This window comes from Marinimicrobium sp. UBA4509 (genome assembly GCF_002388575.1).
Classification (GTDB): domain Bacteria; phylum Pseudomonadota; class Gammaproteobacteria; order Pseudomonadales; family Cellvibrionaceae; genus Marinimicrobium; species Marinimicrobium koreense.
Genome location: NZ_DGMV01000082.1, coordinates 17,082 through 28,157 on the forward strand (window position 1 = coordinate 17,082; position 11,076 = coordinate 28,157).

Consider the following 11,076-nt stretch of genomic DNA (forward strand, 5'->3'; position numbering starts at 1 on the left):
CGGGCACTTCCGGCTCGGGCTTGCCCCGGGTGTGCATGACCGGGTCTTCGCCTTCAATCAGTGGCCACTCATAGGATTTCTCTGAACCGTACACATCGAAGCTCTCGCGATACTGGCGGGCGGTGTCGTACAGCGAGCGATAGATGCGGGCGCCCACGTCCGAGTCCTGCATCTGGATGTGGCAGGATTCGATGGCGAAGGGCGAGCCGTAAATGCCGGCAAACTCGTCACGGATTTTACCGGATCCGATGCACTGTACCTGGCTGGCCAGCTTGCGCTGCAAACCAAGCACCGGACCGACGCAATGGGTGGCGTAGTGCATGGGCGGCATACCTTCCCAATAGCTGGGCCAACCGTCCATATCCTGCTGGTGACTTGCCTGCAGGAACTGAATGCGACCCAAGTCGCCCCGGTCGTACATTTCCTTCACAAACAGATACTCGCGGCTGTAAACCACGGTTTCCATCATCATGTAAACCTTGCCACTGGCTTTGGTGGCTTTCACGATGCGCTCACAATCCTCTACGCTGGTGGCCATCGGAACCGTACAGGCCACGTGCTTGCCCGCTTCCAGGGCCATGATGCTGTGCTTGGCGTGATCGCCAATCGGGGTGTTGATGTGCACCGCGTCCACATTGGGGTCGGCCAGCATGTCTTCATAGGTGGTGTAGCGTCCGCCGGCGGGCACATCGAACTTGTCCGCCAGCTCGTTGAGGCTCGCTTCATTGCGCTGGCACAGGGCCACGACTTCGGCATTCGGGTGCGCCTGATAAATGGGGATGAACTCGGCACCAAAGCCCAGTCCGACCAGTCCTACTTTCAGCTTGCTCATAATCACTCTCCTGTCTAATGCTGTTACTCAGAATGTCGTTGCAAATTCGTCATGCGCCGAGTGGTTTCAACCTGAACCTTCAGGTGCGCTTCGCTTACCTGACCTACGCGGCGCGGATTGCTCGTTCTCTTTAACGTAGCGTCAGGTCATCAGAATCAGATGTGTGCCCACCAGTCGCGCAGGAAGGCGATCCCCCGGCGGGCGAATTCGTCCTGGCTGGGAGCAAAGCGGCGCCAGATGCATACCGCCTCGGCGAGACTGGACGCGTCCGGTGAAAAGCTCTCGATCGACAGCTTGCCGTCATAGCCCACGCTGCGCAGCCCCTCGCGCAGCCCGGCCCAGTCGCTGTTGCCCTCGCCGGGAACACCCCGGTGACTGTCGGACACCTGCACATGCACCAACTGGTCACCGCACTGACGGACCGCGTCGCGGAAATCGGTTTCTTCGATATTCATATGAAAGCTGTCCAGGGCGATGCCCAGATGCGGGCTGTGCACATCGGCCAGCATGCGCTGGGCGTCGGCCACAGTGCAGACCATATCGGTCTCGAACCGGTTGAGCGGCTCAAGGCCCAGCCGGACGCCGTGTTCACCGGCGGTGCGGGACAATTCTGTGAGGCTGGCGACGGACCGCTCCCACTCCGCCTGACGCAGCGCCTCGGTCGACAATCTTGGCTTGGCAACCGGGGCGTACAGGGGGCCGACCAGTACCTCCGATTCCAGGCCCTCGGCCAGTTTCAGGCAGGAACCGAAGTAATCGAGGGCTTTTCGCCGAATGGCCGGGTCTTCGGCGCTCAGGTCGCGCTCGCCCACCACCGCCGTACAGACCACCGCATCGAGGCCCAGATCACGCAGCACGGGCCGAAGTTCATCCACCGCATAGTGCTCGGGGTCTTCAACCGGAAACTCGACAAAGTCGAAGCCCAGACCGGCGATCTTCTCCAGAAGCTCCACCTGATCACTGGTAAAGGGCGATGTCCAAAGCCAGGTGCTGGCGCCAAATTGCATAGCGGTACTCCCCATTCATTAGATTTATTACTGGGACTCATGCTAGCGCTATTGAACAGCCGCGGCTTGTACCTTGTCGTAAAAAAATTGTATTATTTCGACATGAAAGAACTTGACCCCTGGCTTGCTCAGCTCGACCCCCGATACTCCGCAGGGCGGATTTTCGAGTTTATGCCCAGCGTGCTCTACTTCGTCAAAGACCGCGAAGGGCACATCATGACGGGCAACCAAGCCTTTGCCGAACGCTGCGGCTGCGCTTCCGCCGACGAGCTGTACGGTCGCCGGGATGACACTCTGTTTCCGCTGTATATGGTGGAAAAATTTCGGCGGGATGATGCGACCGTTTTTGCGACCGCCGAGCCGCTGCACGATCTGATTGAGCTTTTCCCGACCCGTGAGGGCCTACCGGAGTGGTGCGTCACCCACAAGGTGCCGCTGTTTGACCGTGAAGGCGGTGTGGTCGGGCTGTGCGGTATCGTGCAAAGCTACGAGCGCATGCACGATCACCCCGAGCTGCCGGTTTTTAAAGTGGTGGAACACATCCGCTCTCACTACGCCCAGCGCTTGAACATCCCCGAGATTGCCGAACAGTTCGGCTTCTCCCAGCGCCAGCTGGAGCGCCGCTTTATGGAGACCTTTGGGGCGAGCCCGCGGGAGTATATTATCCGACTGCGGATCCTGATCGCCTGCGAGCACCTGCGCACGAGCAAGGCCCCCATTTCCGATGTGGCGCTGGACTGCGGGTTTTACGATCACAGCAGCTTCATTCGCCACTTCAAACGGATGCTGGGCGCGACGCCGCTGGCTTATCGCAAGCACCACAATGGATCCGCCGCACTGTAATACGCGCACCGGATAGATACCGGATTTTTTATAGCGAATCAGTGGTTCAAACCTCGGGAATATTTCCAATTCGTCTTTGCTGGCGTAATAACCGCGAACTAGGCTTACAGTGAAAGTGGGAATGATTCTACTTTCTCATGGATCAAGGAGATCAAGCCTATGCGCGCTTCCCATGTCTATGCCCCACCCATGGCCCTGGTGACCACCTTCGGCCTGCTGTTACTGATGTACTCTCTGATCAACACCGACTTTGAACTGCCGGTAGTGACCGACCCACCAAAAATCGAACCGGTGGTCATGGCCAAGCCGGAGCCCATTGAAACCATCATCGAAGCACCCACCCGACCAGAGCCTCCCGCACTGGCGCCGGAGCCGATCGCCGAGCCGGTCGTGGAGACGCAGGTAACCTCGGTCACCGAGGTCAGCGTGGCGTTACCCTCGCTGTCTCGCACTGAAGCCCTGACGGTGTCCACCGGTGGTGATCTGATGGCCATCGTCAAGGTAGCACCACAGTATCCACGTCTGGCGGCAACTCGCGGTATCGAGGGGTTCGTGACCGTGGAATATACGGTCACCGCCACGGGAAGAACGGCCGATGTGGTGATTGTGGAAGCGGTCACCACCGAGGGCCAGACCACATCGGTATTTGATCGGGCGGCCATTGCTGCGGCGGAGCAGTTCAAGTATCAGCCACGAGTACAGGACGGTGTGGCGGTGGACGTACACGGTGTGCGTAACCGGTTTGTGTTTGAGCTCGATTGAGCGCCCGTTCTACGTTGCGAGCGGCATCACATAGGTGCCGCTCGCAACGATAGCCGCAACGGTTTATGGTCTAATTGCACCTCCTTGACGTAGTCAAGTGAGCCACTCGCTCACCGATTGGAGGCCGCTTGTCAGACCCGGTATCGAACACTCAACTTGCCACTCGCTTTCCCGGCCTGGATCGCCCCTTGGCGATCGTGGACATTGAAACCACCGGCGGCAGTGTGACCCGCGACCGCATTACCGAGATCGGTATCGTCGAGGTGGACAAAGACGGTGTGCGTGAGTGGAGCACCCTCATCAACCCGGGCATTGCCATCCCGTCGACCATTCAACGCTTTACCGGGATCACCGATGCGATGGTGGCCGACGCGCCGCGCTTTGAGCAGGTGGCGAAGGCCATATTTCAGCGCCTGGAAGGAAAGGTGTTTGTGGCGCACAACGTCCGCTTTGATTACGGCTTCCTGCACAATGCCTTTGCTTCGCTGGGCTTTCCGCTCTCGCTGGAGCTGCTCTGTACCGTTAAACTGTCCCGGGCACTGTATCCGGAACATCGTCGTCACAGTCTCGAGACAATCATCCAGCGCTTCGGGATTGAAACCGATGCCCGTCACCGCGCCCTGGCGGATGCCCGGGCGACCTATACATTTCTGTGCCGAGCCGCGACCGACCGATCACCCGAATCGTTTATGCAGGCCGTTCAGGTGCAGACGCGACGGCCCAGCATGCCACCTGGGCTGGACCCTACCTGCCTGGACCGGTTACCCAATGGACCCGGGGTGTATTACTTTTATGGCGAGAACAACAGCCTGCTGTATGTCGGCAAAAGCGTGGATGTACGCAAGCGGGTGATGTCCCACTTCACCGCCGATCGCACCTCGGCCCGCGGCATGGCGATGTGTCAGCAGGTTCGGGATATTCAGGTGCAGCCCACCACAGGGGAATTGAGCGCGCTGTTGCTCGAAGCCAAGGAGATCAAGACCCGGCAGCCGCTGTTCAATCGTCGGCTGCGCAGAGTCAGCACGCTGTACACACTGCAGTTGCGTGAGGACGCTGAAGGCGTACTGCGACCGGAGATCATCGAGGCACCGTCGGCCGCCCGTGATCGGCGTATGTACGGCCTGTTTCCGTCGAAAAAGAAAGCGCGCAACGCGCTGATTGATACCGGCAAACAATTCGGCTTATGCGATCACGTCATCATCACACCCGCGCCGCTGAATGGCTCCTGCATGGGACGTCAACTGAAACACTGCAAGGGGCTGTGCACCGGGGACTGGTCAGCGGCGCAGCACAATGTGAGCCTGATGGACGCGCTCGGCAGCCTCGCGCTGAAAGCCTGGCCCTACCCTGGACCCGCGGCGCTGATTGAATACCAGAATCCGGACGATGAAGTGTCACCCTACACGCTTTTCCTGCTGGATAACTGGTGTGTTCTGGCAACGCTGACGGGACATGGCGAGCCGGATTGGGAGACGCTCGTGGGGACGCCCACCGACATCGGTTTGCTGGATAAAGACATCTACCGCTATCTGCTCAAGGTTGTCTTCAAGCCACCTCGTGAAGTTCAGCTGATGAGACTGTGAAACACTGGTCCGAAACTACCGCAGGATGTCAGTGAGTATCCGAGGTCTCAAATCCACCCAGGCTCACCACCACACGGTTACGACCCTCTTGCTTGGCTTTGTACAGTGCTTGATCCGCCTGTTTCAGCAAGTGATCGATCGATTCGCTCGGATGCCCGTAATAGGCTCCAAGACTCAGCGTTATCGCAACCCCGGTGGCTTTACTTTCTACCTCCGTGGTACGGCGAATGCGCTCGGCCAGCTCTTCCAGCGTCGGTGGGTCGCAGGGCGAGAGCAACACCAGGAACTCGTCGCCGCCCCAGCGGCCGACGACGTCGTACGGACGGACCGACGCCTTCAACCAGGTAGCGACGCGACGCAACACGTCATCCCCTAGCTGATGACCACGCTCATCGTTGATGATTTTAAAGTGATCAATGTCCAGCCAGATCAGACCATATCGATTGCCCTCGCGCTCGGCTCGGCTGATCACTTCCAGCAGCGCTTCATCCAACCCTCGCCGGTTCTTCAACCCTGTCAATGCGTCAACGCGAGCCTGGCGATGCAATTGCTCGGTGCGCTGGGCAACGGTCGCTTCAAGCTCGCCGGTATAGCGTCTTACCCGATCGGTCATCTTTTCGAAGTGGTCGGCCAGGCGACCGACTTCATTGTCCGGTTTGGGCAGGTAAGGTAACTCAAAACGCCCTTCCCGCACTTGTTCAACGGCGTTTTCCAGGCTGGCAATTGGGCGTAAAACCCGGGACTGAATGATGTAGTGAAACAGCCCCAGTGCCACCACCAGGGTGACCAGGAATACCGCGATCAGCGGCCACAGGTAATGGCCCGGTACGAGGGTGTTCAAATCCAACAGGGTAATTTCAAACCACCCGATCGTCGGTAAAAAGGCGACGCCGGCAAGGTGTTCGGCGCCGTTGATGCGAACAAAACCACTTTCCACCGCGCCGGCGGTGTCCGGGCGCTTCTTGAGCATCTCCAACATGCCGAGAATACGCTGCTTGTCCTGGGGGGAATCGAACAGGCGATCGACCGTGTTTTTCTGTCCTTCCGGTTTGATGATGCTGGCAAAATCGATGTAATTGCGGTCCCGGTAAAGCTGAATGGCGCCGTTGTAGTCGACAAACAGGGTGGTAATTCCGTCTTGGCCAATGTCGACGATGTCCTGCAGGAAAGCATCGAGGTTAAGCCCGGTTCCCACCATGCCCAGAATATTGCCCTGATCGTCGCGAACCAGTACATCGATCCACAGCTTGGTCACCCCCAGCGCCACATCCGGGTTGACGTTGAGATGGAAGTCCCGCCCCTCCTCAATCAACTGAAAGAACCAGGCATCGTCCGCGCTGTCCGGGTCCAGGACGTAGCGAAACTGGTTCCCCGCGAACTCATTATTGGCATTGTTGTAGTAGTAGTGACGATTCTCCAGCAGCGCCAGAAAATAATTGTGGTCACTCAGATTGGTCCGGTAGGTTTCCAGCTCCTCGAGCGCCTGCTCTTGGAGTGACGGGTCCTCGGGGTTCTGCGCCCATTGGATAATGGCCTGGGAGCTGGCCATCTGTTTAGCCAGGCCAATTTCCCGCTCCAGGGAGCTGAGCAACCGAGCACTGTCATAGCGAACCTGGATCTCGGCGACCTGCTGACCCCAACGCTCCACAATGTCGTTGGACAGTGCCCGGTACCCCAACCAGGAACCCAGCGCGGCGAATACCATCAACGCCGTCGCCAGGCCCATAATCTTGCTTTTTAAGCTGAACATGTCGAATCCTTGCATTACCAAAAGGTAATATAGACCGGATACCCCCTATTTGGCCAGAATTCATACGCCATCCCATGGCTTATGCTCAGCAATACTCAGCCCTTGAAACGGTAGGCCTGACCCCGCTGGGTCTGTGTTTCCAGCAGTTGGCTGGGCGCAACGTCCACCGGCTGCACCGCCTCGGGTTGGTGAATGATGGGCGTTTTGATCACCGGGACCTGCAGCAGCGGATTGTCGCTCGGTGCGCCCTCTCGGACCGGCTCCAGCGCGAAGTCACCGGCCGGCGTCAGGTCCGAGTGCACCCGCAAACGCAGGGGGCCACCCAGGGTCGAGCGGACACTCAGTTCGCTGACGTTGCCCTCACGCCAGCTCATATCGATGATAAAGCCACCTCGGGTTACCAGCCCTTTGACGTTACCCTCCGGCCAGGCATCCGGCAGCGCCGGTAACAGGTGAATGGCGCCGTCGTGACTCTGTACCAGCATCTCCGCGATACCCGCGGTCACGCCGAAGTTGCCGTCGATCTGGTACGGCGGGTGGGCCGCAAACATATTGGCGTAGGTGCCGCCGGCCTCAAACTGGGCGCTGTCCTCGGTGACCAGCTTGATCTGATCGGTGAGCAGTTTGTAGGCGCGGTTGCCATCCTGCAGGCGCGCCCAGATACCCACTTTCCAGCCCATGGACCAACCGGTGGACTCATCCCCGCGCATTTCCATGCTGGTGCGCACGGCACTGAACAGCTCCGGGGTGCGGTAGGGCGAGATCTGATTGCTCGGATGCAGGCCGTACAGGTGGGAGACATGGCGATGCTTGTCTTCGGGGCTGTCCCAGTCCTGCAACCATTCCTGCAGCTGCCCATGCTGGCCGATCTGCATGGGAGGCAACCGGTCGCGCAACTGTCTCAGCTCCGCTGCCAACTCCGCATCCTGCCCCAGCACCTCGGCCGCTTCCACAACCAGAGAGAAGAGGTCGAAGACCAACTGGTTGTCCATGGTGACGCCGGCGTCGATGGCGGCCTGCACCCCGTCATCCCGGTGCAGATAATCGTTCTCCGGGGAATTACTGGGCACCAGAACCAGCCAGCCGGTATCCGGATCTTCCGTCAGTACGCTGGCGTAGAAGCGCGCCGCATCGCGCAGAATCGGGTAATGCTCGGCGAGGAAATCCCGATTGCCGGTATGGTGGTAACGGTAGCCAATATGCTGGCTGAGCCAGGCGGCGCCGCCCAACCACTGCCCCCACATATAGGCTCCATCCACCTGACCGGTCAGGCGCCAGATATCGGTGTTGTGGTGCACCATCCAGCCGTCGGCGTCGTACAGTTCCCGCGCGCTTTCCCGACCCGTCACCGCAAGGTCCTTGAGCATGCCGAACAGCGGTTCGTGCAGCTCGGACAGGTTGGTGGACTCCGCCGGCCAGTAGTTCATTTCGGCATTGATATTGAGGGTGTACTTGCTGTCCCAGGGCGGCGTCAGTTGATCATTCCAGATGCCCTGCAGGTTGGCCGGCTGGGTGCCGGGCTGGGAACTGCTGATCAGCAGGTAACGGCCGAACTGGAAGTAGAGCGCCGCCAGATGAGGATCATTCTGCTCACGGAAGTTCGCCAGGCGCTGGTCCGTGGGCTGATCCTCCGCCGGCGCGGGCCCGAGGTCCAGGGAGACGCGATCGAACTGATCCCGATAGGCGGCGATGTGGGCCGAGCGGAGCTCCTCGTAGGAGCGGCGCAGGCCGTCGGCCAGGTGTTGCTCGGCCCGGGCCGTCGGGTCCGCGGACACATCGTCATAGCGGACAAAATTGCTGGCCATGGCGGTGTAGACGGTCACCCGGTCGGCGCCGCGAATTCGCAAGCCCTGGCCGGTACTGTCCAGTGTGCCGCCCTCCAGAATGGGATTGACCAGTGCGGTGAAGCGGATTTTTCCCTCCACGCCTTCGTGATCACCACCCTTGCCTTCCACTCGCAGGCGCTGATTGTCCACGGAAACACTGTGGTCCATGGGGCTGTTGAAGCCCAGATCCAGATCCAGTTTTCCGGTCTCGCTGGCGGTCCAGCGGGTCACGATGACGGGGGCGGACAGAGCGGCGAAGGTTTCCCGCTGGTAGGTCACGCCATCAACCTGGTAGCGCACCTGGGCCAGAGACTGACCGATATCCAGCTCGCGTCGGTAGTCGTCGGCTTGGGCCGGGTGTTGCGGGTCGATTACCAGGTTTCCCACGGTCTGGTAGGGCATGCCGTCGTGGTGGGACTTGATGTGCTCGTCCGCGTAGGCCTGAGCCTCCTCGTGGCGGTTGGCGAGCACCAGTTCCGCGACTTTTTCCAGATGGGGCTTGAGCGAGGGCTTGACGTTATTCTGCGGGCCGCCGGCCCAGACGGTGTCCTCATTCAGTTGCAACACGGCCTGATCCACCCCGCCAAACACCATGGCACCGAGGCGACCGTTACCCAGCGGCAGCGCTTCGGTCCAGGCCTCGGCGGGCCGGTCGTACCAGAAAGTCAGCGGCTGGGCGTCCACCGCCACCGTATCCGGGGAGGTGGTATCGGTGGGCTGACAGGCCGTCAGCAGTGACAGTGAGACAATCCCCAACCCTTGAAGTAAGGTCGGACGATGCAGGACGGACAACAGACGATTGAACATGGCAACTGACTCAGAGGTGGTTTGTTATTGGGGGTAAGGGAAGACTACCGCAAATCACACAATTTTTCATATAGGAATACAGTTTTACTTATAATCTATCAGGCGGCCTTGGCCGCCCGGCGACTTAACCCGGGCGACGCGAACGATTCACTCCACCCGGTAATAATCAAAGGCGGCCCGACCGCCAGTCTGCTCGGTGGCGTAGCTGAACAGGGCGAAGCGGTAGCCCATGAAATGGGGCAAGGTGTATTCCATCGTCAGGGGCTCGCCAATTCGGGTCCACTGCTCCTGATCCAGGCTGTACCAGAAGCTGGCCTGATCGCGTTGGTCCTCGAAGTCGGCCCGGATCTGGAGGTACACGGTGGACTGAGTGAGCGGAATGCGCGCCTGCACCTGTTCCTGCTCGGCGTTGCCGCTCACCATCACCAGCGCGCGACCGCTGTCAGTCTGCTCCACACCGACAAACCCGTAGTTGGCCTGCAGTGCGGCCAGACCAGCCCGGTCACCGGAGCGCAGTTCGGAGACATCCAGAGCAACCGTGGCCCGGGATTTGGGGCCGAAGGTCCGCTGGGTGAGTGTATTCCGGGTATCGAGCAGCCCGGAATCCACGCGCTGGTTGGTGAGGGTCAGATAGCCGGGTGGCCCGGTGACCGACCAGCCCCTGTCATTCGGGTTGTGATTCCACTGCCAGGCGAGCTTCAGATCGGCATCGGAGGCATAATCAAAGTCATCCGAGGCCACCAGATTATTCAGCCCATCACCCGTGGCGACGATGGGCAACCGTTCGGGCACTTTGCCGTCAATGCCGTACACCGGCCAGCCGTCCCGCCACTGCACGGGGACCAGATAGGGAATGCGCCCCACCGCACCAAAGTCGCGGAACAGAAACGCATACCAGTCGCCGTCCGGGGTATCGATCAGTCCGCCCTGGGCAATGCCCCGGTCTTCCAGCACGATGCGCCCTTCATAGGGCCCGGTGAGCTGCTCGGCCCGATACACCAACTGGGTGCGCATACCGCCGGCGGGCCAACTGATCAGGTTGAGGTAGTACATGCCGTCTTTGCGGGTCAGCTGCGCCCCTTCGGAGGGCACCCAGAATTCATCGCCCGCGATGGCTGAGGCTTTTTCAATGAGTGTGGTGCTCAAACCATCGGGTTTGACCGCGGTGGCCTCGGCATTGAGTTCGACCAGATGGATGTCATCGTTGCCATAGATCAGGAACACCCGGCCCTGATCAAACACCAGTGAAGCGTCGTGGAAGAGCTCATCAATAGTAGCCCGCTCCCAGTTACCGTTTTCAATATCGTCGGTGGAAAAAATATAGGTCTTGCCGGTGTGGTTGGCGAAAGTGCTGACGTAAAAGCGCCCCTGATGATAGCGAAGACTACTGGCCCAGGAGCCCTGGCCGTAGGATTGCTCGCCCTGGCTCAAGGTGGATTCGTTGCCGTCCGACAGGGTGTCATAGGCATAACCCAGCAGCTCCCAATCCACCAGATTGTGGGATTTCATGATGGGCAGGCCGGGATTCATGTGCATGGTGGTGCTGCTCATGTAATAGGTGTCGCCCACACGAATGACGGAAGGGTCCGGCACATCGGCCCAGATGAGCGGGTTGCTTGCTCGCTGATCCGGCGACGGCGATGAGGCACTTGCATCGTGCGCCCCC

General features: G+C 59.8%; 8 protein-coding genes. 3 read left to right on the plus strand and 5 right to left on the minus strand.

Features of this window, described 5'->3' with window-relative positions; genetic code table 11:
- Both B3520_RS15055 and B3520_RS15060 read right to left on the minus strand, forming a co-directional pair.
- Positions 1-832: Gfo/Idh/MocA family protein (locus tag B3520_RS15055; protein WP_286876381.1), on the minus strand; the 832-nt coding region annotated here is incomplete at its 3' end.
- Positions 833-987: 155 nt separating this feature from the next.
- Positions 988-1,839 carry a sugar phosphate isomerase/epimerase family protein gene (locus B3520_RS15060; protein WP_286804475.1) on the minus strand — a complete coding sequence of 284 codons (852 nt, stop codon included), beginning with the start codon at positions 1,837-1,839 and terminating at the stop codon, positions 988-990.
- Positions 1,840-1,941: 102 nt separating this feature from the next.
- Between B3520_RS15060 and B3520_RS15065 the strand changes: the two genes are divergently transcribed.
- The 3 genes from B3520_RS15065 to B3520_RS15075 all read left to right on the plus strand — a co-directional run bounded on the left by B3520_RS15065 (position 1,942) and on the right by B3520_RS15075 (position 5,027).
- Positions 1,942-2,682 carry an AraC family transcriptional regulator gene (locus B3520_RS15065; protein ID WP_170162940.1) on the plus strand — a complete coding sequence of 247 codons (741 nt, stop codon included), beginning with the start codon at positions 1,942-1,944 and terminating at the stop codon, positions 2,680-2,682.
- 159 nt (positions 2,683-2,841) lie between these two features.
- On the plus strand, positions 2,842-3,444 hold the full coding sequence (locus tag B3520_RS15070; protein ID WP_123639153.1) for an energy transducer TonB: 603 nt from the start codon (positions 2,842-2,844) through the stop codon (positions 3,442-3,444).
- 128 nt (positions 3,445-3,572) lie between these two features.
- A complete protein-coding gene (locus B3520_RS15075) occupies positions 3,573-5,027 on the plus strand; it encodes an exonuclease domain-containing protein (protein WP_286804474.1) in 1,455 nt (484 codons plus the stop codon).
- A 28-nt stretch (positions 5,028-5,055) separates the two neighbouring features.
- Here B3520_RS15075 and B3520_RS15080 read toward each other — a convergent pair whose 3' ends face one another.
- From B3520_RS15080 to B3520_RS15090, 3 genes are all read right to left on the minus strand, one after another.
- Positions 5,056-6,777: a sensor domain-containing diguanylate cyclase gene (locus tag B3520_RS15080; protein ID WP_286804473.1), complete on the minus strand. Its 1,722-nt coding sequence runs from the start codon at positions 6,775-6,777 to the stop codon at positions 5,056-5,058.
- A 95-nt stretch (positions 6,778-6,872) separates the two neighbouring features.
- Entirely contained in the window at positions 6,873-9,410 is a 2,538-nt protein-coding gene (locus B3520_RS15085) for a glycoside hydrolase family 95 protein (RefSeq protein WP_286804472.1), read from the minus strand.
- A 147-nt stretch (positions 9,411-9,557) separates the two neighbouring features.
- The coding region (locus B3520_RS15090; protein ID WP_286876382.1) for a glycoside hydrolase 43 family protein at positions 9,558-11,076 on the minus strand (1,519 nt) is incomplete at its 5' end.